This is a genomic window from Cyanothece sp. BG0011, from assembly GCF_003013815.1.
Classification (GTDB): Bacteria; Cyanobacteriota; Cyanobacteriia; order Cyanobacteriales; family Microcystaceae; genus Crocosphaera.
In genome coordinates, this window is record NZ_PRLH01000099.1 from 1 (window position 1) to 25,294 (window position 25,294).

Consider the following 25,294-nt stretch of genomic DNA (forward strand, 5'->3'; position numbering starts at 1 on the left):
CTTAAATTTAATTCTAAACCGGATCGCATAGCAGACCAAGACTGACCTTGATTGTAACTAATATGAGCTTGCCCAACATAATCAATAACAGCAAGAGTGGAATCGTTTTCATAATTAGGAGAAACATCAAGACCAATTACAATACGAGAAGATAAACTATTGAGGTTTTGCCAGGTTTCTCCTTCGTCAGTTGATTTAAAAATACCATCAAAACCAGTCAGAAACATGGTTTTATCTTGTTGGAAATTATTAGATAGTCGTATCTCATCAAAATGAGGTGCGTTAAATTGTTTCTCATCTGCTTGTTCTGATTTTGTCAATCCTTGTTTAAAATTAGTCCAACTTTTTCCTCCATCCTCTGAACGAAAAACCCCATTATTCCACGTAGAAAGAAATAGAGTAGAGTCTATATCATAATTAGGCGAAAAAGCAATATCTCGAATAAATTTATCTGCTACTTTTTCACTTTTTAATTCTTCTGTTATTTTTCCATCAGCAACAATGTAAACTCCATTTTTTTCTGTTCCTATCCAGATGGTTTTATCTGTAGTAAAATTCGGAGAAACTTGTAAAGCTGTGATTTTACTATTATTATCTAGAGTTAATAAAGTCTCCCAGTTCTCTCCTTTGTCATTTGAAATTTTTATATTTCCTACATTATCTGCGATTAAAATTGTTTCTGGTTGATCTTTGATCAAGGCAATTTTAGTGATTTTTGTTTGTTCGTCGTTTTGGAAAATTTGAGTCCAACTTTCTCCCCCGTCTTCTGATTTATAAATACTTTGCTCACTGTCTGCTGCTACAATAAACTTATCAGAATTAGGAGAAATTTCTAATAAATTAATTTTAGTATCTTTTATATTTAATCCTTTATTAGCTTTTAGCCAAGATTGACCCCCATCTTCAGATTTATAAATACCAGAATATAAAGAAGAGGTGAAGAGAATATTATCATTATTTTTTGCTACACTGAGAGTCACTAAATTATCAACATTATCTAATCCTTTCCATAATCTTTGCCAAGTTGTCCCCCCATCTTCAGATTTAAATAGATTTCCACGGACGATAATGAATAGAGTTTGATTATCACTATAATTTGGGGATAATTCTACTTGCTCAACAACATCATGAGGACGATGACTCAAGGCCACAGGAAGATTAAACAAGGAGAAGGATAAGCTAACAAAGATAACCAAAATCCTTAGAAAGGTTAATCTTATGACTTTATTAAGCTTAAGCATATATTTCGGATGTATAGCAAATTAGTTTAATCATTCGATCTGTCCTGACAATTGACAACCTTTTAATATAGCTTGACGAATCATTGTATTTTTTTCTTGATTTAACATCAGATGAAAATAATTGAAAAGTTGCTGAGTTTGAGTTGGGGTTAATGTTTGTTTTTGTAAAAGATTAGACAAATTTTCCACAGCCATTAATCGTTTTAAGTCATTAACATCGCTTAAGTGTGACAGCCATTCTTGATATTGATTACGTTGTTTTTTTCTGGGTAAATCAAACATTTGCCACCCCAATAACCCTAAGGTTAAAAAAGTTCCTAAACCTTGCAAAATCAATCCAGTAGCTAACCACTGATTTTCAGCATTAGACCAGATATAGAGAGCCATATAACTGCTGATTGTACCCAATCCGCCAGTAACGACTGCGATCGCTAATTTTCCTTGAGAACTATTAAAAAATTGATACCAGTATAACCAACGACTTTGCCAGTTAGTGGTCTGAACCCAATAGACGAAACGCATCAATCCAATACCGATTAAAGTCGCCCCCACCAGTTTCGGGTTCCAAGCTAACATCAGGGTTGTTCCCATTGATCCTGATGACCACAGTAGGATTTTGCGTGGTTGTTTGCGGAGTAATAAAGGAATGACCTTGATCATGCTGTACCTGAGTCTACTTAAGGAAAGACTGGATAATAGATCAAAAATGGGTTTAGATCGCAATGAGACTTGCATTACCGAGGATGCCTAAATAAACGTATGCTGATGTTTACTATATCCTTAATCTAGTTGAATTCAACGACTTTTTCTTGAGGGGTTTGATACAATTCTTTACATATTAAAGTCATTTCTCGTCCTTTTGGCTGACTGGTCTTAAAACTTAGTATTATTTACAGGTTTAATCGGACTAAACAGTATCAAATTATACAAAATGAAGTAAAGCCTATCTTTACTATCAATGATTTGAAGAGATGTATATATTGAAACCCCAAGGAGTCTTTCATGGCCCAAACGCCCCAAGAAGTCTTGAAAATGATTCAAGACAACAACATCAAAATTATTGACCTCAAATTCATTGATCTACCAGGGATTTGGCAGCATTGCTCTTTTTATTACAATCAAATTGATGAGAGTTCTTTTGTCGATGGGGTTCCTTTCGACGGTTCGAGTATTCGGGGATGGAAAGCTATCAACGAATCTGATATGTGTATGGTTCCTGACCCAAAAACGGCTTGGATCGATCCTTTTTATGAAGAACCTACCTTAAGTATGATTTGTGGCATTAAAGAGCCTCGTACAGGGGAATGGTACGAGCGTGATCCTCGTACCATTGCAGGTAAAGCAGTTGAATATCTTAAAAGCACAGGGATTGGTGATACAGCCTTTTTCGGTCCTGAAGCAGAGTTTTTCGTGTTTGATGACGTTCGTTTCGATCAAACCGAGAACAAAGGCTACTATTACGTTGATAGTGTAGAAGGTCGTTGGAATACCGGCAGAGAAGAAGAAGGCGGAAACTTAGGTTATAAACCTGGCTATAAACAGGGTTATTTTCCTGTCGCTCCCACTGATACTGTTCAAGATATGCGAACAGAAATGCTGCTAACCATGGCTGAATGTGGGGTACCCATTGAGAAGCATCACCACGAAGTGGCAACTGGTGGACAAAATGAATTAGGATTCCGTTTTGCCAAGCTAATCGAGGCCGCTGATTATTTGATGACTTACAAATATGTCATCAAAAACGTGGCTAAGAAATATGGTAAAACCGTAACATTTATGCCTAAGCCTTTATTTAATGATAATGGGTCAGGAATGCACGTCCACCAGTCTATTTGGAAGGGAGGAGAACCTTTATTTTGGGGCGATGGTTACGCCAACTTAAGTCAATTAGCCTTAAATTACATTGGTGGTATTTTAAAACACGCTCCTGCTTTGTTAGCCTTTACTAACCCGACAACCAACTCCTATAAGCGTCTTGTTCCAGGTTTTGAAGCGCCTGTAAACCTTGCTTATTCTCAAGGTAATCGGTCTGCGTCAGTCCGTATTCCCTTATCTGGCCCTAACCCTAAAGCAAAACGTCTAGAATTCCGTTGCCCTGATGCAACTTCTAACCCCTATTTAGCCTTTGCTGCGATGCTTTGTGCAGGGATTGATGGGATCAAGAATGAAATCGACCCAGGAGACTCTTTAGACGTGGATATTTACGATTTGTCTCCTGAAGAACTCAGTAAGATTCCTTCTACTCCTGGCTCCCTCGAACAAGCATTAGAAAGCTTAGAAAACGATCATGCTTTCTTAACCGATGGAGGTGTCTTTACAGATGACTTTATCGAGAATTGGATTGAATATAAACTCGATAATGAAGTTAATCCTATGCGTTTACGGCCTCATCCCTATGAGTTTGCTTTGTACTACGATGTCTAGAATTAAAGTCATTATTTAGGTTACGTTTTGGAGAGCAGTGGAGAAGGTAGCTTCTTCACTGACTTTAATGAGTCCTTAAGGGGATACCAGAGTGCGATTCGTTCTTAGCGAAATGGCTGTAAGGCCTATAAACTAAGGCTTCTAGCTCCCAAAAGCTAGATGATAACTATCCGATTGATGGAGGTGAAAGCCCTCCCCGCTAAGGTTAGGCGTGACTCAAAACCTGCCCACACCGAGTAGGCCCGGAATCCTACAGAGTGAAGCTGGGAACAGGACGCAATCAGACACCGACTGCTGGTGACACTGGCGTTAAAGGAGTCCCCATGATTAAACAGAACCTATAAAAGTGACTCATCCCCAGGCAGGAAAGCAGAAAGAATAGTAACCCCTGACCTCATCGGAGCAATAAAACCCGCCGACTCATTCTGGTAAGAACGGCATAACCAAGGGTATCCGATAGTCAAATTGGTTCAATCTAAAGGGACAATCAATCAAACGGATGGAACGAATAAAAACGAGTCTAGAGTCTCAGGAAGGTCGAAACCTGGGTAGGCAAGACGAGAGGCGGAACTCTCTAGATTCGGGTAGGACTAAGCGTAATTGCTTAGAGGCAAAAGAGAAAACGATTAACCGAAGGTGAACATGGTTAGACACGAAACTAAAAACTTCAGTGAACTTTGGAAGAGCATTCCCTGGAGGAAACTCCGCAGAAATCTCTTTCGTCTCCAAAGAAGATTGTTTAAAGCCATTCAAGCAGGAGATAAACGGCGGGCTAGGAACCTACAGAAGCTGATTCTGAAATCCAAAGCAGCTAGACTACTCGCAGTCCGACAAGTATCACAGCTAAATGCTGGCAAGAAAACCGCAGGAGTTGACGGGGTAAAATCCTTAAGCTTCAAACAACGGTTTGACCTAGCAGAAAGGTTACTCAAAGCAAACGATTGGAAACACTCTAAGCTAAGAGAAATACCCATCCCCAAAAAGGATGGAACAACCAGATTGCTAAAGGTTCCGACTATGGCAGACAGAGCATGGCAATGCCTTGTAAAATACGCCCTAGAACCAGCACATGAAGCACTATTCCACGCCAATAGCTACGGGTTCAGACCTGGACGCTCAGCGCACGACGCTCAAAAGATTCTATTTCTAAATCTAAAATCCGACAGAAACGGATTAAACAAGAGAATACTTGAGCTAGACATAGAAAAATGTTTCGATAGGATAAACCACACATCCATCATGGAAAGGGTTATAGCCCCTAAAGCTATTAAACTCGGCTTATGGCGATGCTTAAAAGCAGGAATTAACCCAGAATTTCCAGAACAAGGAACCCCTCAAGGGGGGGTGGTGAGTCCTCTATTAGCCAACATCGCTCTAGATGGTATAGAAGACATCCACCAGTCTGTACGCTATGCAGATGATATGGTACTAATTCTAAAGCCTAAAGACGATGCTGAAAAGATACTTGGAAAGATTGAAGAATTCTTAGCTGAAAGAGGACTAAAGGTCAAGGAAAGCAAGACCAAACTCGTTAAATCGACAGATGGATTTGATTTTCTAGGGTGGCACTTCAAAGTGCAAACCAACGGGAAGTTTAGATGCGTCCCTTCAGAGGACAACTACAAAGCATTCCGTCAAAAAGTCAAAGATATCATCAATTGCTCGAATATTGGAGCTAGGGAAAAGGCTAAGAAATTAGCCCCCCTAATTAGAGGATGGCGAAACTACCATAGATATTGCAAAATGGATGGCTCTCGCTTCTCCTTATGGAGAATGAACCACAGAGCCTTCAAAGTCTTCAATAAAGAGAAGAAACTGAACCGTCATACGGCAACAGAACTAATCAAGAAGGCATTTCCCGCAGTACCATATAACGAAAACCGCCACGTCAACGTCAAGGGGAATAAATCACTCTACGATGGAGACTTAGTCTATTGGAGTGAGCGTAACAGCAAACTCTATGACAACCAAACCTCTAAGTGTCTGAAAAGACAACACCATTCATGTGGATACTGTGGACTAAAGCTAACCTCTGATGAAAAAGTACATCTTCATCATATAGACGGAAACCATAGTAATTGGAAGCCAAAAAACCTATTAGCGGTTCACGAAAGCTGCCATGACTACATCCACAAGGGCAAGGCTGTAAAAGCCTAATTTGTCGGGAGCCGGATGCGGTGAAAGTCGCACGTCCGGATCTAAATGAGAGGGGCGGAGCATAATAGCTCCCCTCGACTCAACCAGCCTACACTGTACTGTCAAGTCAGTGTAGGTAGTTCACATAACAGTTAACCATTAAACTAGGCAGAAAGAGACTTGTTCATCGTTTGTTGATTAAACCGAGTCACTCCCTGACGCACAAGATGGCAAAAATGAGCAATGGGAGGAATGGTAATGCGATCGCTAGTTGAAACTAAAACCACCTCACGGGTTAAAAGTTTAGGAGATTTTTGACTCAATTCATCAGAAATAGGGGCTAAAGAACGAACGGTTAAACGGTTATCGTTGTTGGTTTCAATTAATGCTGTTTCAGGCAGTAAAGCAACAATTTCGCCCTGTCTAACCACTCCCCGAAAAGCATCTAAAGTATTTAATTCCATCACCGCATTGATGGTTAAATTATGAAGGGAACACCATTCTTGTAGTAATCTTTGCATTCCATAACCCTCTTTAAACACCACTTGAGGATACTTAATTAATTCGGTATGAGGAATCTGATGATACTGGGTTAAAGGATGATTAACGGCCATTAAAACGTAAATTTTTTCTTCATATAATAAATCAACCGTCATCTCAGGGCTAGTGGTCAAAAAACGATTATTCATAACGATGGCAATATCTACCAAACCATCCCGTAATACCTTCAACGCGCGATCGCTACCTAAAGCGGTGACTCGTAACTGCACGTGAGGATAATCTAAACAAAATTGTTGTAGAATGGGGGGCAGAAAATGGGAGCAAACTGAATGAATGGCAGCCACACATAATTCTGGTTGTTTTCCTGCTTGTAAATCTTTGATTTCTTGCCCAACGGTTGCCCATTCTTGACAAATTTTTTTGGCCCTTGGCAACAATTTTTCCCCTGCTACCGTCAATTTAGCCTGAGTGGAGCGATGAAACAATAAAGCACCTAAGTTCCCTTCTAGGGCTTGTATTTGTCGGCTAATGGTTGATTGAGTAATACCACACTGACTCGCTGCCTGGCCAAAACTGCCCGTGTCTGCGATCGCTAAAAATGCTTGTAGTTGCTCAATTCGCATTGATAAGGCTGTCTATATCTTGTTATCTTAACCTTATCTTATTTTTGTCCCTGATTTCGTAGAAATTGATACTAAACGAATTAATAGTTGACATGGAGTTTTTGTCGTGGTTACTGGTATTTCTCGGAGGGGGTTTAGGCAGTTGTGGCCGTTATTTAATTAGTAAAATAATGAATGAACAAATTGATACCATGTTTCCTTGGGGAACATTAACCGTTAATTTAATGGGTTGTTTAGTAATTGGTATCATAATTGGTTTAATTGAAAGATATCCTATTCATCCCTACTGGGGACTGTTATTAGTAACAGGGTTTTGTGGAGGGTTTACCACCTTTTCATCTTTTTCTTTGGAGAATAATTTGTTATTAAGACATCAACAATATTTTTTGTTATTGGTTTATACATTTATCAGTTTATTGTGGGGGTTTGCCGGAACTTTTATCGGTTTAATGTTGGTCAAAAGGAGTTAAGAAACAATTACCACACCCTTCGGGCAAAGTAAAAAGGCTTTCATGCAAAAATAAATATATGCCCAATAATAGTTTAAAGCCTCTTCATTTTCAATTAGTGATAGAATATAGCAGTCAGACTCTTGATGATTGGGTTTCCCTCATGAGTCTGAGAAATCCCATAAATAATGCTCCTGTGAAACAAAATAAAGAATAATTATGTTACAAATTCTCACAGGTTTCGGTTTTTTTTCAGGAATGAGTTATCCGTTTCGATTATTGAGACTGTTTAAATCTCATCCTAGTCTATTATCTTATGTTATTGTTCCCATTTTAGTTAATATTGTTATTGGGATTTTCCTGTATGTTGGTTTATTTTTCTTTGGTTGGCAAGTGACCGAAATTTTAACCGATAGTATCATTAACCGTCTTGATCTACTGTTAGCTGATCTTCCGACTTGGTTGAATAGTTTAGATTATGTTGTTATTTTTTTAGGATGGTTAATTAGGATTATTTTAAGTTTACTGTTATTAATTTTAACAGGATTTATTTTAGTTCAATTTGGTGTTCTATTAGCTGCCCCTTGGTATGGTAATTTATCAGAGAAAATAGAGAAAATTAGAACCGATAACGTAGAAATTATTGAAGTAGGAATGATTCGAGATATTTGGCGAGCTATTTTGTTTGAATTGAAAAAAATAGTCTTGATTTTAGCTTGTGCTGTCTTCATCTTTTTGTTAAGTTTTCTTCCTGTTATTGGGGCGATTATTTCGACAGTAGGGGGGTTAACAATTACAGGAACAATTATTTGTTTAGACTTTTTTGATGGTGCTTTAGAAAGAAGACGACTAAAGTTTAGAAAAAAAGTTAACCTCGTTTGGAAATGTTTCCCAGCAAGTGCCGGGTTTGCTGCTATTTGTTTATTATTAATTGGTATCCCTTTTATTAATTTAATTACCATTCCTTTTTGTGTGGGAAGTGGAACCTTATTTGTTTGCGATCGCATTCTTCCTAAGTATCTATAACCCTATTCATTCTATGAGTTAAACCATGATCAAATTTAACACAAATATTCGTCAAAAAGTTGTTCCTGATCTTGTGGAGTCTTTAGCAAACTTTGAAGAAATAACAGAACTTTTACACCACAAAAGTGAAAAAACTTTAATGTGGAGTCCTATTAATAAAGATAGTCATCATTTATACGATCATTATTTAGATGCTATTTTAACGGTCTATTTTAATAAATATTATTTGTTATGTAAGTCTTTAATTCAATCTTTAAATGAAGAAAATTATCTACTATATGGACTCATTGGCAGATCCTTAATTGAACATACCGCTATTTTAAGATATTATGTCACTAGCAAGATGTTTCCTTTAGTCAAAATTGCCTTAGAAGATGGCAAAGTTACCACAGAAGAAGTAGAAACTATTATTCCTTGGTTAGAAAAACATATTATCGGAAATCGATTTGACTGGGGGGACTTTTTAGTGGACTATTTTGATGAATTAGATAATCTAAAACCAGGAAATATTCTGAAAAATTCTCAGGTTAATGTGTTAACTTGTTTACAAAAATGGATGCAAGAAGATCAATCAATTCATGATTTATATAGTTTATTTTGTGATCTTGTTCATCCTAACTTGGGTAGCACACTTCTTATTAGTAATGTGGTGAATAATCAAATTTGTATTGGGGGTCATTCTGGAGAAGCGATCGCCTTAGAAATTGTTAACCGAACTTTTAAACAATTATTATCAATATTTAGAGAGGTTTCTGAACAATTAAAACAACTACAAAACTTTAAGTTTGCTGATTATATTAGAGTTAGTTAAGAAAAAATTATGGATATTTCAACCCTTATTAAAGAACTCCAAAACCCCAATAGTTATCCCCATGCGGTACAAGATCCAATTAAAGTTGTTCAAACCCATGCGTCAGCTATCTTTTTAACAGGAAACTATGCTTATAAAATAAAAAAGCCTGTTGATTTTGGCTTTTTGGACTATTCAAACCTAGAAAAGCGTCAACACTTTTTAAATCAAGAGTTGACCATGAATCAAGCGATTGCTCCTGATATTTATCTAGAAGTTTTACCTATTACGTTAGAAAAAAATCAAATCAAAATAGGAGGAAGAGGAGAGATTATAGAGTATGTTCTCAAGATGAATCAGTTTCCTCAAGATTGTTTATTTATCAATCTATTTCAAGCAGGAAAACTAGAAAAACATCATCTACAAGACTTAGGAAAAGTAGTGGCAAAGTTTCATCACAACACAAAAACTAACGATTATATCCGTAGTTTTGGGAATATAGAAGTTATCAAAAAATCCATTGATGAAAATTATGAGAGAACCGAAAAATATATCGGTATTGCTCAAAGTAAACAACAATATGAGGAAACAAAAGAGTTTACTGATCGCTATTTTCAACTCAAACAAAAATATTTTAAACAACGACAACAAGAAGATAAAATAAGAGAGTGTCACGGCGACTTACATTTAAAAAATGTTTGCCTATGGAATAATAAAATACAGTTATTTGATCGCATTGAATTTAATGAAGAATTTCGCTACGTTGATGTAATGTTTGATATAGCATTTACTGTCATGGACTTAGAGGCAAGAAACCGTCAAGATTTGAGCAATATTTTTCTTAATACTTATTTAGAATATACGGGAGATTGGCAAGGATTGCAAGTATTACCTGTCTATCTTTCCCGACAAGCTTATGTTAGAGCAAAAGTGAATTCTATGTTACTTGATGATCCTAATATTAGCGAAGAAGAGCATAAAAAAGCCCAAGAAGATGCTAAAAATTATTATCATTTAGCTTGGAAATATACCCAACAACATCAAGGACAAATTATGATAATGTCAGGGTTATCAGGATCAGGAAAAACCACCATAGCCAAATATCTTGCTCAAAACATTAATGCTATTTTAATTCGCTCTGACGCTGTACGGAAACACTTAGGAAATATCCCCTTAGACGAAAGAGGAGACAGTGAACTTTATAGTGAAGAAATGAACCAAAAAACCTATGAAACTTTAATTAAACTAGGAGAAATCATTGCAAAAGAAGGATTTAATGTGATTTTAGATGCTAAATTTGATCGTCATCAATGGCGTGAAACCGTGATAGAAGTCGCTAAAAAATATGACATTAACTTGACAATTTTGTATTGTTATGCACCCGTAGAGATTTTAAGCGATCGCCTCTCAAAGCGGAAAGGAGATATTTCTGATGCTACCCCCAACTTATTGCAACAACAACAAAATAACGCCCAAGATTTCAATGAAGAAGAAATGAGCTATGTTAGAACAATTGATACGACCCACAACTGGCAAGAACAAATCAAGACAATCATAAAAAAAGGAACCATCATCGTATAATAAAACCAATAGGAGTTTGATCTTTTAGTCTGGGAGGCAATAGAATCCTAGAGGTTTCGACAAAATCATCAAACGTCGAGGCACAACTAAGGTGTCAAGCCAAAAGAAGGGGGATAGACACACCCGAAGTTAAACACTGACATCAAACTTACATTCTCTCAACAGAGACAGTGTAACGCGGTTTTTTGAGGACGCAACAATAGGCAACATTTGAACTACGAAAGGATCATCTAACCTCATTTGTCTAAGACTAAAAAGCCCACATTGTGTCCGAAAGAACCTTCATCAGCAGTACGTTACGAACAAAAGGAGATTAATTTGGTTAGCACAACATCATTGAAAACCACAAAATCAGAAGATATTTTTTCTGCTGCCCAGAAATTAATGCCAGGGGGTGTCAGTTCTCCGGTTAGGGCGTTTAAGTCCGTTGGCGGACAACCCATTGTCTTTGATCACGTCAAAGGGGCTTATATTTGGGACGTAGACGGTAACCAATACATTGATTACGTGGGAACCTGGGGCCCAGCTATTTGTGGTCATGCTCATCCTGAAGTCATCGGGGCCCTGCATTCAGCTTTAGACAAAGGCACCAGTTTCGGCGCACCTTGCCTGTTAGAGAATGTTTTAGCAGAAATGGTCATCGATGCAGTTCCTAGCATTGAAATGGTCCGCTTTGTTAACTCCGGCACCGAAGCTTGTATGTCCGTGTTGCGCTTAATGCGTGCTTTTACCGGCCGAGACAAAATTATCAAATTTGAAGGCTGTTATCACGGCCATGCGGATATGTTCTTAGTGCAGGCCGGATCTGGGGTTGCCACCCTCGGTTTGCCCGACTCCCCTGGGGTTCCCAAAACCACCACCGCTAACACCTTAACTGCCCCTTACAACGATTTAGAAGCGGTTAAGGCCCTCTTTAAAGATAATCCCGATGAGATTGCCGGGGTTATTTTAGAGCCTGTGGTCGGTAATTCTGGGTTTGTTGTACCAGATGGTGGATTTTTACAAGGATTACGGGAACTGACTCAAGAAAACGGTGCTTTACTCGTATTTGATGAAGTGATGACCGGTTTCCGTCTCTCCTATGGTGGGGCCCAAGAAAAATTTGGGGTGACTCCTGACTTAACCACCTTGGGTAAAGTGATCGGCGGTGGGTTACCGGTTGGGGCCTATGGGGGCCGTAAAGATATTATGTCCATGGTTGCTCCGGCCGGACCGATGTATCAAGCCGGAACCCTATCCGGTAATCCTTTGGCTATGACGGCAGGGATCAAAACCCTTGAATTACTGCAAAAACCTGGCACATATGACCAATTAGAACAAATTACCCAACAGTTAAGCGAAGGGTTACTGAAAATTGCTAAAGATGCGGGCCATCAAGTTTGTGGGGGCCATATTGGGGCAATGTTTGGTATGTTCTTCACAGAAGGTCCTGTCAGAAACTATGATGATGCGAAAAAGTCTGATTTAGCTAAATTTGGACGTTTTCACCGAGCCATGTTAGAAAAGGGAATTTATCTGGCTCCTTCTCAGTTTGAAGCCGGGTTTACTTCCTTAGCCCATACCTCAGAGGATATTGAGAAGACCTTAGCTGCAGCGAAAGAGGTACTTTCTAGTCTGTAGATTATCTATGTAGGGGTCAACGGCCGTTGACCCCTACGATTAATTATTGCTCCCTTTCTGGATCAAACTCCAAAGAAACCCCATTCATACAGTAACGTTGTCCTGTGGGTTTGGGTCCATCAGGAAAGACATGACCTAAATGACCCCCACAACGACTACAATGGACTTCGGTTCTGGTCATAAATAAGGATCGATCCACTGAGGTTTCAATGGCACCTTCAATGGGTTTATAGAAGCTTGGCCAACCGGTACCACTGTTATATTTAGTTTCAGAAGTAAACAGAGGTTGTCCGCAACCCGCGCATTTATAGACCCCTTCTCCATATTCTTTATCAAGGGGACTGGTGCCGGCTCTTTCGGTGCCATGTTTGCGTAAAACGTTAAACTGTTCTGGGGTTAACGCCTGTTTCCATTCTTGTTCGCTTTTGTTAACTTCAAATTGTTTGTCTGATGTTTTCATGATTGTTTGGTTCCTAAATAATTAACAACAAATATTTAACTGTTTTGAACAGCAAAGGTGAACGAGGTTTTTACCATAGGTAACTGGTCACTGTTCACTGGTCACTGTTTTAACTACTCTATCTCTATGGTAGTGGGAGAGTCCCCTGAAGAGGGTTTAGAAGCAATGGGTTTTCTATAGTCCATATATAAGCGATCGCGCCACAAGAAGAAAGCATCATAAGTGGTGTTATCGGCTAACCCAGGAATCCCTTTTCCTTTGAGGGTATCAGGAATGTCTAAATAATCCCCTCCTGGTTGTTTTAAAATAATACTTAATCCAGCAACCGCTAGATCCGCTAAGGTAATTTCATCTCCTACTAAATAGGGTTGATGTTCTAAGATAAGACTGAGGGCTTCTAAGTCTTGTTTGAGGGCTTTGGTGGCTTCTTTAACCGCATCCGGACCAAACCCCACACCGGTTCCTAATGCGCTTAATACATCCCCAGGAACCGCACCAATTAAGGTTTTTAAAAAGTCAGGAACTTCTTTGGGTAGCACCGAAGTCCGAAAGTTTGGGTTTTGATTTAACGCCCCAATTAAAGCAATTCTTCCTTTGGTTCCGATGGATTCGTCTGCCCATTCTTCGATTAATAAACATTGTCCTCTTTTAACGGGATCAGTGGGAATGATGGGCTTTTCTGGGTATTTTCTATCTAAATAAAAGGCGATATCAGTGGAATCTGCAATCACAGTATCCCCATCTTTTAAGACAGGAACTTGTCGCTGTCCTGACATTTTATAGAGATCCATCTGACCCACCCCTGGGGTCACTTCTACTTTCCGATATTCTAACCCTTTATAATCAAGAATTAAACGCACTTTCTCAGAATACTGAGAAACCTCAAATTGATACAATTCTATCATTGGCTGTTCTCTCCCCAACAGTCTTTTTTATCTGTTTATACTGTAACGTTTTTTTACAATTTTGTCATAATTTTCTGAGTAGTAATCTATTAATATTCCGCAAATTATGGAATGATAAATAGAAAATTTGTTATAATAAAAAGATCAAGTTTTACCGTTACTAATTATCCGTGAACTTGAGGCTGTTTTTGTTAGTAAAAAAGTATTAATTTTTCTCAAAAAACTGATATTAATTGTCATAAAATTTGTAATCGGAGGCTGAAAAAATGAAATCAGAGCGATCTCTAAGAGATCCGCATTGCGGTGCGCAAACTCGCATCGTCATTATGGGGGCAGCCGGACGGGACTTTCATAATTTTAACCAAGTTTATCGCCACAATTCAAACGTGGAAGTGGTGGCTTTTACCGCAGCGCAAATATCCGGTATTGCTAACCGCTTTTATCCCCCTTCCTTAGCCGGTCCGCTTTACCCTGAGGGTATCCCCATTGTTGATGAAACGGAACTGGACACCCTTTGTCAAGAAAAAGACATCGATCAAGTCATTTTTGCTTATAGTGACGTGACTCACCGTCAAGTGATGCACCTGGCCTCTCGTGTGTTGGCTGCGGGGGCTGACTTTTTATTACTCGGACCCCAACAAACCATGTTAACGGCCACCGTCCCCGTCATTGCTGTGTCTGCAGTCCGAACCGGGTGCGGAAAATCCCAAACCAGCCGATGGTTATCCAAATTATTGCAAAAAAAGGGTTTAACCGTGGCCGTGATTCGTCATCCTATGCCCTATGGGGACTTGGAAAAACAAGCGGTGCAACGATTTGCCACCCTTGACGACTTAACCCAAGCCAATTGTACCGTAGAAGAACGGGAAGAGTATGAACCCCATATTAATGTGGGGAACATCGTTTATGCCGGGGTAGACTACGAAAAAATTGTCCAACAGGCCCAACAAGAAGCGGATATTATTCTCTGGGACGGAGGAAATAATGATTTTCCTTTTATTCGTCCCGACTTACACCTGGTGTTAGTTGATCCCTTGCGGCCTGGAGACGAAACCACCCATCATCCAGGAGAAGTGGTGTTACGCATGGCTGATATTGTCATCATTGCCAAGGTAGACGCGGCCGAAGATGCCAATATTCAAAAGGTAAAAGAAACAGCGCAACAGGTGAACCCTCAAGCCTTAATTATTCAAGGAAAATCGCCGATTGTTTTAGATGAACCGGAATCAGTTCGAGATCGCCGTGTCTTAGTGGTCGAAGATGGACCCACCACCACCCACGGAGGAATGGCCTACGGGGCCGGTTATATTGCCGCCACTCGCGCCCAGGCTAAAGAAATTGTCGATCCTCGCCCCTATGCGGTTCCTGAAATTGCTAAAATTTACGAAACTTACCCTCATATTGGGTCTGTTTTACCGGCAATGGGTTATTTTCCCGAACAATTAAAAGCGTTAGAAACCACCATTAATCAAGCAGAGGTTGACGTAGTAGTTGCAGCAACCCCCAGTAATTTAGGAGAATTAATTGAGGTCAATAAACCCATTATTCGGGCGAGTTATGAGTTTGCTGAAGCCCAAAGTCCAGGATTAACTGAACAGATAGAAGCATTCTTAGAAAAAATCTAAGATATTATTCAAGAAGTCAGAAGTCAGAAGTGTGAAGTCAGAAGTATCAATTAGTGGGAGATTGAAACTCACCACTAATTGAAGACCGCTAAAATAAATTTGTAGCGGGGGTCTTAAACCCAATTTCTACGTCTAGAAGTAGAAAGTCTTTACTAAAAATTATTAGAAAAAAAACTTCTGACTTCTGACTTCCTACTTCTGACTTCGAGCGAAGCGATAAAGTAGGAAACCTTAGAAGTTAAGGCTTTCTACTTTATAACCTATATTAAGAACCAAAGAAGTCCTTAACTGCATCGACAACATTATCAGAGGTTTCTTCTACATTAGATTTAGCTTCTTCGACCCCTCTTTTTGCTCTGCCAATGTCTTGTTTAGCACGGCCTTTAACTTGTTTGGTGGTTCCTTCAATGTTATCTTCTAGGTCGTCGCCGAATTTCTTTTGAACAGTTCCTGCTTTTTCTTGGGCTTTACCTTTTACTTGATCAACCATTCCTTCTGCTCTAGTGCTGTTAACTGCTAGATATTGGTTAGTAACAGCATAAGAAGAAGAAACATTATAGGTTAACGTTCCTAGAAAGAGTCCAGAAACTAATAATAAAATAGCTAATACTCGATTGATTTTTGATAACATGGATTGAATGTTCATAATTACAATTATTGCGGAAGTGGTGAAGGTAGATGAAATTTGATAGACAAAATTTTTATTAAAGAAAAGGAGACGATAAGATAATTTTCTCCCTTTCTTAATAAAAACTAGATAATTGATTGATTAGTCAATCGCTTTTTTTACTTTCTCTTTAGCATCTTCTACAGAGTGTTGAACTTCTGCTTTAGCTTGTTTCTTTTGTCCTTCTGCTTTATCTTCAGGATCGCCGGTAACTTCTCCGACCATTTCCTGGGCTTTCCCTTCAAGATTTTTCATGGTTGCATCCACTCTATCTTCTGTACTCATAATAAACTAATACCCCTGTTAATTTTGTTAACGTAACTATTCATTATTCTAAACAAAATAGTTGTGATCAAACTTCTGTCAAAAGATACATTACTAATGGCTGAATTTTATTGTTTATTCCTTCTCTAGGCAGAATAACCGCTTTTAACTTAATCTATCTTAGGAAGGAGGTTTTTTTGTTTCATTTTTGATTATGATTATAAGCAGTTTCAACCCGAAATAGAGACGGTTTTTGTCGTTAAAAGTTTCCCAATATTTTCAAGTGTCTAAATATACAAGAAATAAACATGAAAAGCTTAAATTAAATAAAAAGAGTACCCTTAATATTATAAAATCTGTCTTTGTTAGTGGAGTCTTTTTTATTATTTTAACACAACTTGGACTTTTTTATATAATCCCTGGATATGTTTTTATTTTCATATCTTTAATTGTGATTGGCATCGGTTTTATTGATGGGATTGAAGAACTTTAAACCGTTGAAACTTTATAAAATTGACTTAATTATTTGATCGTTTTTATTGATAGTCGTGAGGAAACACTTATGATACTAAAGAAATTATCAGCTTTGCTCAGTATTGTTCCATTTTTATTGATTCAAAATGCCGTAAATCCTGTGAAAGCAGAAGAAACGGAACAGACATTACTCTCCCAAAATGATACTTGTCGAGAAGTTAATGCTGACTCGTTTGTTAACGTTAGAAATGCACCCACTGGCTTAATTGTTGGTCGTTTAGAAAGTACGGATCGAGTTTATATTATAGATGAAGTCGAAGAGGGATGGGTACAAATTAGTTACCCGATTGCTGGATATGTTTATGCCGATAATTTAAAATATTGTTCGGGTGATAGTTCTACTAATCAACCTAGCAATTATGATGATCCAACAGCCGCCAATCCGACTACAGTGCCAGGAAGTAACTGTCGACAAGTGAGTAGAGATCAATTATTAGTTAGACAAAAACCGAACGGTCAAATTGTGGGACAATTAACCGACGAACAACGAGTAATGATTGCTAATGAAGGGTTTAATGGTTGGGTTCCCATTGAATACCCTATTAATGGTTATGTTGTCTCTCAATATTTAACCAATTGTGAGACGACTGCTAACCTTCCCACCTCAATTAATGATGAAAATATTACCACGGTAGCTGATAGTAATTGTCGTCAAATTATGTCTCCTGATGTTCCCGTGAGATCCCAACCCATGGGCGATGTTATTGGTAAATTAGACCAAACCAATCAAGTTTCTATTGCTAACGAAGGTTATGACGGTTGGGTACCCATTGAACGTCCCTATAGTGGCTATGTAACCTCAGCTAATCTAGGGGATTGTACCTCTTTGAATGATCAATAAAAACTTAACGAAACTATATACAAATGGAGTCTTAACTGTGTTAAGATTCCATTTTCATTAATAGGATTAACTATGGTCATTTTCATTCAGATTTTGTTCGTTATTATTATCGTTATTTTAGTCAGCTTATATTTACAAGGCTATTTTCAACCTGAAAAAAACTATTATTTTAAGAATTTTCCCACCTCAGATTCAGAGTATTTTGGCCTAACGGTTGCTAATTTTTCTGATTCATTTATTGTTTCAGGTAATATTATTAATTTTTGGGTAGGGGCAAATGAAATTTTTCAGGCCAGACTAAACGCTATCGAAAAAGCTAAAAAGTTTATCCAACTTGAAACCTATATTATGACTCCAGGAAATCGGGCTGATCAATTGGCGAAAGCTATTATTAATAAAGCGAGAACTGGGGTAAAAGTTCAACTCGTGGTAGACAATTATGGGGTCAAGTCTATGCCAGATTCTTACTGGAAGAATTTAAAAAAAGAAGGAATAGAAGTGTGGAAATTTAATAAATTTCAGTGGCGAAATCCTCTAAAAAATTTAAGACGAAATCACCGCAAACTTTTAATTATTGATAATGAAATTGCCTTAATTGGAGGTGCAGGGATTTCTGATCGTTGGGATGGTTGGCCAGAAATTGGAGATCAAGAACCTTGGTTAGATTATGAAATAGCCATAGAAGGGAATGTGTTAAGGAGACTTTCGGGCTTTTTTTGGCAGCATTGGTTAGATACCAAAGGAGTGATCGATTTTATTGAGATTCCCTCTCAAAAACAAGACGATTCTCCAGAAATATTAGTAACCGCTAATGATTATCCTAGTTATAAAGATTCCTCTATTCGTTCTCTTTTTCAAACTTTAATTTTAGGGTCAACTAAAAGACTTTGGATCGCAACTCCTTACTTTTTACCGAATTCTAATTCTTGTCGAATGTTAAGGGATGCCAAAGCAAGAGGAGTTGATGTTAGAATGCTCACTATGGGAAAGCATTGTGATAAACCTTTTGTTCGTAAAGTTGCCCGTGAACGTTATGATAAATTATTCAAGGGAGACATACCCATTCATGAATATCAACCCAGTATGATTCATGCGAAAATGATTTTAGTTGATGATGATTGGATTACTTTAGGCAGTGCTAATTTTGATCCCCGTAGCTTTTTTCAAAACGATGAATTAAACTTGTCTATTAAAAATCGTGACTTTGCTGATCGAGTTGAGCAATTTTTTATGAAAGCCTTTGAAAAAAGTCATCTAATTACCATAGAAGACTGGCACAAAAGACCTTTCGGCGATCGCTTGGTTGCGGCTTTCTGGTCTTTATTTTATTGGCAACTGTAAGGTTCCCACGCTATAGCGACAGCTTAGCGTGGGCTTTCTGTAGCCCTGAATTTACTGGACAAGCCAATAAACTCGAACCTCCAGGCGACCTTACACTTCGCCCCACTAAAGCTATCATCAACGACCCATTAAGATCAGCATCTCCAATCCATCCACAAGCTTTATTACTGCATTTAAAAAACTTATTATTTCTTAGTCCAATATGCAGACAACAGTGAAAAATTTCAGAAATTATTTACACTTGCTCTCATCCCAAAATCATCTAAGATAGGATAAGATTTTCCTATTAGATTAAGGTGTGTGAGGAAAATAGTGATGACAGTGCAGAATAAAGTCAACACTCAAAAGAAAATTGCCCAAAGAATTTGGCTAACCTTGGGACAATATGGGGGAATCATCGCATTAATTTGGCTTATTCTTTGTTTACCAGCACAAGCAACCAAAGAACTGCGAATTGCTGTTAAAAAAGGGGTTAGCGCGGTACAAGTAGGTAGTTCAACCCCCGCCATTGTTAGAGATGCAGGGGGGCGTGCTATTGGCAATTTAGCGGCACTAGACGGCTTTACAGTCAAACCCAGAGGTAGTGGTGTTAATCTGAATCAATGGAATTCTAGTCATCTGATTATTGAACCCAAAGAAGATGGCGTAGTTTGGATCGGCGATCGCTGGTACCGTGGGAAAGTTCGGGTGATTCGCCAAGGAAGCGGTGTCACAGCCCTGAATTTAGTGGATATAGAAGAATATTTATACAGTGTCGTCGGGGCTGAAGCTTATCCCACCTGGCCCCAAGAAGCGTTAAAATCTCAAGCAGTGGTGGCTCGTACTTACGCCCTCTACAAAGCATCTACGGCCAGTAACCGTTATTATGACTTAGACACCACCACCAATACACAGGTGTACAAGGGACTAGAAACGGAATTTGTTACCACCCACGACGCAGTGAAAGCCACCTTAGGCCAAGTTTTGACTTATAACGGCAAAGTGATTTTATCAGCCTTTCATTCCTCTTCTGGGGGTCATACGGAAAATGTTGAAGACGTTTGGAGTTCTCCGTTGCCTTATTTACGGGGTGTGGTTGATTACGATCAGACAGCCCCTGTGTTTCAATGGAATCGGTCCTTTAGTGCCTGGGAAATGGGCCGTCTCATCGGTGGTGTGGGTTCGGTGCGATCGCTGATTCCTGAAAAAACCACCCCTCACGGACGGATTATTACCATGAAAATTGTGGGTAGTGGGGGGTCTCGTCGCATTACCGATGATCAACTCCGTCAAGCATTAAAGCTCAAAAGTACCCTCTTTACTATCTCCAATAATAACGGAACCTTTACCATTCAAGGGAGAGGTTATGGTCATGGTATCGGTTTAAGTCAATGGGGAACCCATTATTTAGCTGAACAGGGTATTCCTTATCATCAGATTTTGACTCATTATTACAAAAATGCTCGCTTGACCACCTTAAATTATTGACACTCCCCACGAATAGAATTCGGGGGATTCTTCTTTCATAGACCTATCTTGCTATCGCAGGGCGAACCAGCAATAGTAGAGGACAAATCTCCAGAAGCGTTCGGATCTAAGATCCAGGTTCCGACGTGACCCGTCGTACCCAAGGCTCGATTTAGAATGTTAATGGCTGCGTTTTTATCACGATCTAATTGACATCCACAAGCACAAATATGAGTCCTTGTAGATAAAGATTTTTTAACAACAGCACCACAGTTAGAACAATTTTGAGACGTATAGGCAGGGTTTACAGCAACAGTTACCCTATTCATTTTCACACCAAAATACTCTAACCATTTCCTGAATTGATACCAACCAGCATCATTAATTGACTTGGCTAAACAGTGATTTTTTACTAAGTGTTTAATCCTCAAATCTTCATAGGCTACCAAATCGTTAGATTGGATTACGCAACGAGCTAGTCTTTTAGCGTGTTCTTCACGTTGCCTACTTATTTTGAGGTGTTTACGCCCAAGTTTGTTAATGGCTTTTTTGCGGTTGATTGAACCTTTCTTTTTACGAGAAACACGACGTTGATAAAATTTTAATCGTTCTTCTCCTTGACGATAAAATCTAGGGTTGGGTTCAGTTCGTCCCATTGAATCAGTGTAAAATTCCTTTAAACCAACATCTAAGCCTATAGTTTGATGGGTTGGTGGTAATTCATCTTTAACATCAACAGATATACAGAATTGGCAGTAATATCCGTCTGCTTTACGAATCAATCTAACCCGTTTGATTTTATCTTCAGAGTAAAAAGCTAAATCCCATGTTCCAATTAATTTGAGTTTTCCAATTCCTTTTTTATCAGTAAACTCAATATGTTTAGGGTCTAAAAGTTTCCATCCACTGGTTTTATACTCAACTGAACGAGCATTTTTCTTGAACCGTGGATATCCTTTCTTTCCAGGAATTTGCTTCTTACAATTATCCAAAAATCTAGCTATCGATGACCAGCATCTTTCTACGGATGCTTGGCAAGCATGAGAATTTAAGTCTTTAACAAAGGGGTATTCAGAACGTAGTTTAGTATTGTACCGATAAAGTTCGGCACGACTAACTTTTTGTCCATCTATCCAATAACGCAAGCATTTGTTACGAACAAACTGTCCTGTTTTAATAGCTTCGTCTATTGCTTGATATTGATGTTTTTTCCCTTTGATTTTGAACTCGTAAACTATCATTTGACGCGATATGAATCGGCGTAAATATATTCTAGCATAGATTTTGTAGGACACCGAATAAATTCCCTGTCGAGCTTATCCCCATAGTTATAAACTAGGGGCTTGCGCTCTCCGTTTTTTCGGTCAATTCACCCAACTGGGTGAACCAGTTAAGGGAGGTAACATCAAGTTTATAGACGTTAAGGTAAAAGTAAGTTAATCGAATTGGTGTGAACAAAAAAAACGATTATGACCACTATGAACACTGGACTACAAGAACGTATCGACGAAGCTATCAAAGAAGCTCGACAACTCTCGGCTGAAGGCAAAACGACACAAGCGGCCGAAGCCTGGGACGAAGTGGAAGAACTTTTTGCCGAAGCCTCTCATCAGAAACAGCTGACAAACTTCCAACAATATTGTCAAGACAACCCTGACGCGAAAGAATGCAGAATTTATGATGTATAATTCCTGGCTGAATTCTCCTCAATTATCTAGTTATCGCCCTAGTTAGGGCGTTTTTTTATCTTTGTAATTAATTAAAGCATTTCTGGGGACAAAAACCCCTAAACTTTGGGGAATCACTCGAAAAACCGCAGGGGTTTCGGTGACAATTTCCCCATCGGTATTAATTTCTTGAGTTTTACGGGTATTAATTTCAAAATGTTCCCCTTCTAAGGTTCTCACCCAGTTTAACGTTCCGTGTTGTCCTTGGGGAAGTCGCCACAAAAGCGGAAAAATTTGCCACCAATATTGTATTTCTAAACTATATAAATCTAATCTTTGGTCATCAATGGTTGCATCTTCTGCCACCGCCATACCTCCCCCATAAAACCGTCCATTCCCTACGGCAATCTGGATGGTTTTCACGTCAATTTGTTCTCCGTTGATAACAATCTGGGCGTGAAAGGGACGAGTTTGACTCATCACCTGTAAAGCGGTCATAGCATAAGCGAGAACACCCCAGCGACGCTTGGCCCCTCTGGATAATTTTTCTGTAATACCCACACTTAATCCTAAACTGGCTACATTAAAAAAGTGTTTCCCGTTGACCCAACCGAGATCGATATATTTAAGGTGTCCTTCTGCAATCACTTGACAAGCTTGAGGAATCCCAAAAGGAATCTTCAGGGTACGGGCTAAGTCGTTGGCGGTTCCTAGGGGTAAAATCCCTAGGGGAAGGTGCATATCCATTAAACTATCTACTACCCCATTCAAGGTTCCATCCCCTCCCCCCACAATGACAAGATCAATGTCTGATCCATATTGTCGGACCAGTTGGGGTAATTCTTCAGAGGATTTGATCGGGACAACGATCAATTCAAAACCGAGATCGTTGAGAATATCTACCGCTTGGGCAAAACTGTGTTGACCCCGGCGGGAGTGACGATTGACTAAAAGGAGGGCCCGTTTTGTCATAATGCAATTGGTTTATGACCCGTTGTTATTCGTTAGCTTATCGTGTTTGCCACGTCTTTTCCTAAAATTTCCTGATTTAATTTACCACTGCGATAACCTTCTAAATCCAGAGTGACATAAATGAACCCTAATGCTTGCAATTTAGCGACTAATTGCTCTAAATCTGTGGTAGCGACAAATTCTTTAATTTTTTCAGGGGGTAACTCAATTCTGGCCGTATCTCCTTGGGACCGAACCCGTAGGTTATGATAGCCTAAGTTTCGCAGATAAATTTCTGCCCGTCCCACTCGTTGCAATTTTTCGATGGTAATGGCTTCACCATAGGGAAAACGGGAACTTAAGCAGGGTTGGGCCGGTTTATCCCACCAGGGTAACCCTAATCCTTGGGACAGTTGACGGACTTCTAATTTAGTTATACCCACTTCGGCTAACGGCGATCGCGCGCCTCTTTCTTTGGCCGCTTGAATACCGGGCCGATAGTCTTGTAAGTCGTCGGCGTTGACTCCATCGACAACGTAGGGATAACCCCGCTCCAAGGCTAAGGGTTTTAAAGTGTCATGGAGTTCACTTTTACAAAAATAACACCGGTTGACAGGGTTGGAGGTGTAGTTCGGGTTATCCATTTCGTGGGTATTGACCAACTCGTGGGGAATACCGATGGTGGCGGCTTGAATCTTTGCATCTTCTAATTCTTCGGGGAGTAAGGAGGGGGAAACAGCCGTGACAGCTAACGCGCGATCGCCTAAGACATCATAGGCGACTTTAGCCACTAAGGTACTATCAATTCCTCCAGAATAGGCAATTAATGCCTTCTCCATTTCTGTAAATATTGTTTTTAATTGGTTTAATTTATTCGTCAGCATTTAAGTTTATGGTCATTTTTTAAGCTCTCATTGTTATTTTACCAAATACCGTAATCATCCCTAGAGAATAATCAGGGTCAACCCCCCCTAACCTCTAATATCTGTCTAAGGACAACCGTTAATTATGGGTAGAGATGTTTATTAATAACTGTCATTAACTCAGTTTGATTACAGGGTTTAGACAAAAAATCATTGGCAACATTGTCTTGAGTTTGAGCTTCTTTTATTTTTTGGTGATCAGCACTCATCATGATAATAGGAAGATGTTGAAAAGCACTACTTTTTTTAATAATTTTAGAGAATTGATGCCCGTTTATCCCTGATAGATTAATGTCAACTAAGAGTAAATCAGGTTTAATTTCAAATAACTGATTCAAAGCAAGATTAGGATCAGAAACAAGATAAAAGTTGGTATTATCTGATTTTAAATGAAGTTTGATGCTGTTTAATGTATCTTCATTCTCATCGATACACACGATCTTTTTACATTCGTCACTGTTGTTGGTTCTTTGAGTGTTAACAATTGGATTATTAGGATGATCAGTTTCAAGAGACTGATGGGATAGGGTAAAAGGAGGAAGTTGATTAAATGGGGTTAAAGGCGCATCAAGCTGTAACTTTCCTGATTGTAAATCAGGGTAAATAAGTTTTGCCACTTCCCAGTCTTCTAATTTTAGTAAAATACCTAGTTCTCGAATAGTAATTTTGCTTTTGCTATAGGCAATTTTGGTGACTAAATAATTAGATTTAAACGTTTCTATAGGGTTCAAGTTAGCATAATCAAAACCTTGATGAGGAGAAGCAATTAGATGTGTAAACTGTTGCCAATTTTCTTGTTGGTTACGCCAAAAAATTAAAGTATCTTTCACATGAAACCCTTGTTCTAAAGGGAAAAAGTGGCTTTTTTCTTCACATACATAATAACTAAAATTTTTGATTTCAAAAAAAGATTCTAAAGCATCTTGAGTCAAGTAATTACTTAATTTTATCTGTTGAGATAAGCTTAAATCTATTTCTTTAATAAGCCAATCAATGGCTTGTTTAACAAAGGGTTCACCCTTCTCTTTGGTAAAGTCATTTTGACTCATTTTTTCGATAATTTTTAATGTTTTTTCCCCATATCCTAAGCGATATAAACAAAGTTCTAGATTATTAAGAGACTGTAAGGAATGAGAAGCATATTTTATTTTTGTTTTCTCTAAATCAATTTTCCAAGTAATCGCTTCACTGGTGATAACTAACTGTCCAGTGTAATTAAAACTAGACATTCTTTCTATGACTTTAAATGGATTAAAAGGTCGTTGCATAGCTATTTAGC

The 25,294-nt window shown here is 38.6% G+C and carries 23 protein-coding genes; 12 read left to right on the forward strand and 11 right to left on the reverse strand.

Annotation, left to right across the window (positions count from 1 at the left end; translation table 11 throughout):
- A partial coding sequence (locus C4E06_RS13000; protein WP_198648642.1) for a hypothetical protein occupies window positions 1–1,196 on the reverse strand: 1,196 nt, incomplete at its 3' end.
- A gap of 75 nt (window positions 1,197–1,271) precedes the next feature.
- A complete protein-coding gene (locus C4E06_RS13005; RefSeq protein ID WP_198648644.1) occupies window positions 1,272–1,901 on the reverse strand; it encodes a hypothetical protein in 630 nt (209 codons plus the stop codon).
- Between the two features lie 342 nt (window positions 1,902–2,243).
- Between C4E06_RS13005 and glnA the strand changes: the two genes are divergently transcribed.
- Both glnA and C4E06_RS13015 read left to right on the forward strand, forming a co-directional pair.
- The gene (gene glnA / locus C4E06_RS13010) at window positions 2,244–3,665 is read left to right on the forward strand and encodes a type I glutamate--ammonia ligase (protein ID WP_107668456.1); all 1,422 of its coding nucleotides are present in this window, start codon (window positions 2,244–2,246) and stop codon (window positions 3,663–3,665) included.
- Window positions 3,666–4,307: 642 nt separating this feature from the next.
- Window positions 4,308–5,822: a reverse transcriptase domain-containing protein gene (locus C4E06_RS13015; RefSeq protein ID WP_107668457.1), complete on the forward strand. Its 1,515-nt coding sequence runs from the start codon at window positions 4,308–4,310 to the stop codon at window positions 5,820–5,822.
- 143 nt (window positions 5,823–5,965) lie between these two features.
- Here C4E06_RS13015 and C4E06_RS13020 read toward each other — a convergent pair whose 3' ends face one another.
- Complete coding sequence (locus tag C4E06_RS13020) at window positions 5,966–6,925, reverse strand: LysR family transcriptional regulator (protein ID WP_107668458.1); 960 nt, start codon at window positions 6,923–6,925, stop codon at window positions 5,966–5,968.
- Window positions 6,926–7,017: 92 nt separating this feature from the next.
- Between C4E06_RS13020 and crcB the strand changes: the two genes are divergently transcribed.
- The 5 genes from crcB to hemL all read left to right on the forward strand — a co-directional run bounded on the left by crcB (window position 7,018) and on the right by hemL (window position 12,391).
- Window positions 7,018–7,395, forward strand: coding sequence for a fluoride efflux transporter CrcB (gene crcB / locus C4E06_RS13025; protein WP_107668459.1), 378 nt, complete (start codon window positions 7,018–7,020; stop codon window positions 7,393–7,395).
- Between the two features lie 198 nt (window positions 7,396–7,593).
- Window positions 7,594–8,400 (forward strand): EI24 domain-containing protein, encoded by an 807-nt coding sequence (locus C4E06_RS13030; protein WP_107668460.1) that lies wholly within the window; start codon window positions 7,594–7,596, stop codon window positions 8,398–8,400.
- 25 nt (window positions 8,401–8,425) lie between these two features.
- Window positions 8,426–9,211: a hypothetical protein gene (locus tag C4E06_RS13035; protein ID WP_107668461.1), complete on the forward strand. Its 786-nt coding sequence runs from the start codon at window positions 8,426–8,428 to the stop codon at window positions 9,209–9,211.
- A 9-nt stretch (window positions 9,212–9,220) separates the two neighbouring features.
- Window positions 9,221–10,771 carry an AAA family ATPase gene (locus C4E06_RS13040; RefSeq protein WP_107668462.1) on the forward strand — a complete coding sequence of 517 codons (1,551 nt, stop codon included), beginning with the start codon at window positions 9,221–9,223 and terminating at the stop codon, window positions 10,769–10,771.
- Window positions 10,772–11,089: 318 nt separating this feature from the next.
- The gene (gene hemL, locus C4E06_RS13045; RefSeq protein WP_107668463.1) at window positions 11,090–12,391 is read left to right on the forward strand and encodes a glutamate-1-semialdehyde 2,1-aminomutase; all 1,302 of its coding nucleotides are present in this window, start codon (window positions 11,090–11,092) and stop codon (window positions 12,389–12,391) included.
- Window positions 12,392–12,434: 43 nt separating this feature from the next.
- On the opposite strand, the gene msrB is transcribed toward hemL, so the two are convergent.
- The gene (gene msrB / locus C4E06_RS13050; protein WP_107668464.1) at window positions 12,435–12,851 is read right to left on the reverse strand and encodes a peptide-methionine (R)-S-oxide reductase MsrB; all 417 of its coding nucleotides are present in this window, start codon (window positions 12,849–12,851) and stop codon (window positions 12,435–12,437) included.
- Between the two features lie 113 nt (window positions 12,852–12,964).
- Window positions 12,965–13,756 (reverse strand): glutathione S-transferase family protein, encoded by a 792-nt coding sequence (locus C4E06_RS13055; RefSeq protein WP_107668465.1) that lies wholly within the window; start codon window positions 13,754–13,756, stop codon window positions 12,965–12,967.
- A gap of 266 nt (window positions 13,757–14,022) precedes the next feature.
- On the opposite strand from C4E06_RS13055, the gene C4E06_RS13060 reads away from it, so the two are divergent.
- On the forward strand, window positions 14,023–15,381 hold the full coding sequence (locus tag C4E06_RS13060; RefSeq protein ID WP_107668466.1) for a cyclic 2,3-diphosphoglycerate synthase: 1,359 nt from the start codon (window positions 14,023–14,025) through the stop codon (window positions 15,379–15,381).
- Between the two features lie 265 nt (window positions 15,382–15,646).
- Here the strand turns inward: C4E06_RS13060 and C4E06_RS13065 are convergent, their stop codons facing one another.
- Together C4E06_RS13065 and C4E06_RS13070 are read right to left on the reverse strand one after the other, a co-directional pair.
- Window positions 15,647–16,027 carry a CsbD family protein gene (locus C4E06_RS13065; RefSeq protein ID WP_107668467.1) on the reverse strand — a complete coding sequence of 127 codons (381 nt, stop codon included), beginning with the start codon at window positions 16,025–16,027 and terminating at the stop codon, window positions 15,647–15,649.
- A 123-nt stretch (window positions 16,028–16,150) separates the two neighbouring features.
- Complete coding sequence (locus C4E06_RS13070; RefSeq protein ID WP_107668468.1) at window positions 16,151–16,333, reverse strand: CsbD family protein; 183 nt, start codon at window positions 16,331–16,333, stop codon at window positions 16,151–16,153.
- 541 nt (window positions 16,334–16,874) lie between these two features.
- Between C4E06_RS13070 and C4E06_RS13080 the strand changes: the two genes are divergently transcribed.
- The 3 genes from C4E06_RS13080 to C4E06_RS13095 all read left to right on the forward strand — a co-directional run bounded on the left by C4E06_RS13080 (window position 16,875) and on the right by C4E06_RS13095 (window position 20,495).
- Window positions 16,875–17,687: an SH3 domain-containing protein gene (locus C4E06_RS13080; RefSeq protein WP_107668470.1), complete on the forward strand. Its 813-nt coding sequence runs from the start codon at window positions 16,875–16,877 to the stop codon at window positions 17,685–17,687.
- Between the two features lie 72 nt (window positions 17,688–17,759).
- Entirely contained in the window at window positions 17,760–19,028 is a 1,269-nt protein-coding gene (locus C4E06_RS13085) for a phosphatidylserine/phosphatidylglycerophosphate/cardiolipin synthase family protein (RefSeq protein WP_198648645.1), read from the forward strand.
- A gap of 315 nt (window positions 19,029–19,343) precedes the next feature.
- A complete protein-coding gene (locus C4E06_RS13095) occupies window positions 19,344–20,495 on the forward strand; it encodes a SpoIID/LytB domain-containing protein (RefSeq protein ID WP_107668471.1) in 1,152 nt (383 codons plus the stop codon).
- Window positions 20,496–20,530: 35 nt separating this feature from the next.
- Here the strand turns inward: C4E06_RS13095 and C4E06_RS13100 are convergent, their stop codons facing one another.
- Window positions 20,531–21,715 carry an RNA-guided endonuclease TnpB family protein gene (locus C4E06_RS13100; RefSeq protein WP_107668472.1) on the reverse strand — a complete coding sequence of 395 codons (1,185 nt, stop codon included), beginning with the start codon at window positions 21,713–21,715 and terminating at the stop codon, window positions 20,531–20,533.
- A gap of 228 nt (window positions 21,716–21,943) precedes the next feature.
- Here C4E06_RS13100 and C4E06_RS13105 point away from each other — a divergent pair, with 228 nt between their 5' ends.
- Window positions 21,944–22,162 (forward strand): Calvin cycle protein CP12, encoded by a 219-nt coding sequence (locus C4E06_RS13105; RefSeq protein WP_107668473.1) that lies wholly within the window; start codon window positions 21,944–21,946, stop codon window positions 22,160–22,162.
- A gap of 42 nt (window positions 22,163–22,204) precedes the next feature.
- Here the strand turns inward: C4E06_RS13105 and C4E06_RS13110 are convergent, their stop codons facing one another.
- The 3 genes from C4E06_RS13110 to C4E06_RS13120 all read right to left on the reverse strand — a co-directional run bounded on the left by C4E06_RS13110 (window position 22,205) and on the right by C4E06_RS13120 (window position 25,283).
- The gene (locus C4E06_RS13110; protein WP_107668474.1) at window positions 22,205–23,113 is read right to left on the reverse strand and encodes a lipid kinase; all 909 of its coding nucleotides are present in this window, start codon (window positions 23,111–23,113) and stop codon (window positions 22,205–22,207) included.
- Between the two features lie 32 nt (window positions 23,114–23,145).
- The gene (larE, locus tag C4E06_RS13115; RefSeq protein WP_107668475.1) at window positions 23,146–23,976 is read right to left on the reverse strand and encodes an ATP-dependent sacrificial sulfur transferase LarE; all 831 of its coding nucleotides are present in this window, start codon (window positions 23,974–23,976) and stop codon (window positions 23,146–23,148) included.
- A 122-nt stretch (window positions 23,977–24,098) separates the two neighbouring features.
- Window positions 24,099–25,283, reverse strand: a complete 1,185-nt coding sequence (locus tag C4E06_RS13120) for a PleD family two-component system response regulator (protein WP_107668476.1) — start codon at window positions 25,281–25,283, stop codon at window positions 24,099–24,101.
- Between the last annotated feature and the right edge of the window lie 11 nt (window positions 25,284–25,294).

Coding starts and splice junctions, on each gene's coding strand:
- C4E06_RS13005 (WP_198648644.1), bottom strand. CDS start 1,901: ATGATCAAGGTCATTCCTTTATTACTCCGCAAACAACCACGCAAAATC.
- glnA (WP_107668456.1), top strand. CDS start 2,244: ATGGCCCAAACGCCCCAAGAAGTCTTGAAAATGATTCAAGACAACAAC.
- C4E06_RS13015 (WP_107668457.1), top strand. CDS start 4,308: ATGGTTAGACACGAAACTAAAAACTTCAGTGAACTTTGGAAGAGCATT.
- C4E06_RS13020 (WP_107668458.1), bottom strand. CDS start 6,925: ATGCGAATTGAGCAACTACAAGCATTTTTAGCGATCGCAGACACGGGC.
- crcB (WP_107668459.1), top strand. CDS start 7,018: ATGGAGTTTTTGTCGTGGTTACTGGTATTTCTCGGAGGGGGTTTAGGC.
- C4E06_RS13030 (WP_107668460.1), top strand. CDS start 7,594: ATGTTACAAATTCTCACAGGTTTCGGTTTTTTTTCAGGAATGAGTTAT.
- C4E06_RS13035 (WP_107668461.1), top strand. CDS start 8,426: ATGATCAAATTTAACACAAATATTCGTCAAAAAGTTGTTCCTGATCTT.
- C4E06_RS13040 (WP_107668462.1), top strand. CDS start 9,221: ATGGATATTTCAACCCTTATTAAAGAACTCCAAAACCCCAATAGTTAT.
- msrB (WP_107668464.1), bottom strand. CDS start 12,851: ATGAAAACATCAGACAAACAATTTGAAGTTAACAAAAGCGAACAAGAA.
- C4E06_RS13055 (WP_107668465.1), bottom strand. CDS start 13,756: ATGATAGAATTGTATCAATTTGAGGTTTCTCAGTATTCTGAGAAAGTG.
- C4E06_RS13060 (WP_107668466.1), top strand. CDS start 14,023: ATGAAATCAGAGCGATCTCTAAGAGATCCGCATTGCGGTGCGCAAACT.
- C4E06_RS13065 (WP_107668467.1), bottom strand. CDS start 16,027: ATGAACATTCAATCCATGTTATCAAAAATCAATCGAGTATTAGCTATT.
- C4E06_RS13070 (WP_107668468.1), bottom strand. CDS start 16,333: ATGAGTACAGAAGATAGAGTGGATGCAACCATGAAAAATCTTGAAGGG.
- C4E06_RS13080 (WP_107668470.1), top strand. CDS start 16,875: ATGATACTAAAGAAATTATCAGCTTTGCTCAGTATTGTTCCATTTTTA.
- C4E06_RS13085 (WP_198648645.1), top strand. CDS start 17,760: ATGGTCATTTTCATTCAGATTTTGTTCGTTATTATTATCGTTATTTTA.
- C4E06_RS13095 (WP_107668471.1), top strand. CDS start 19,344: ATGACAGTGCAGAATAAAGTCAACACTCAAAAGAAAATTGCCCAAAGA.
- C4E06_RS13100 (WP_107668472.1), bottom strand. CDS start 21,715: ATGATAGTTTACGAGTTCAAAATCAAAGGGAAAAAACATCAATATCAA.
- C4E06_RS13105 (WP_107668473.1), top strand. CDS start 21,944: ATGACCACTATGAACACTGGACTACAAGAACGTATCGACGAAGCTATC.
- C4E06_RS13110 (WP_107668474.1), bottom strand. CDS start 23,113: ATGACAAAACGGGCCCTCCTTTTAGTCAATCGTCACTCCCGCCGGGGT.
- larE (WP_107668475.1), bottom strand. CDS start 23,976: ATGCTGACGAATAAATTAAACCAATTAAAAACAATATTTACAGAAATG.
- C4E06_RS13120 (WP_107668476.1), bottom strand. CDS start 25,283: ATGCAACGACCTTTTAATCCATTTAAAGTCATAGAAAGAATGTCTAGT.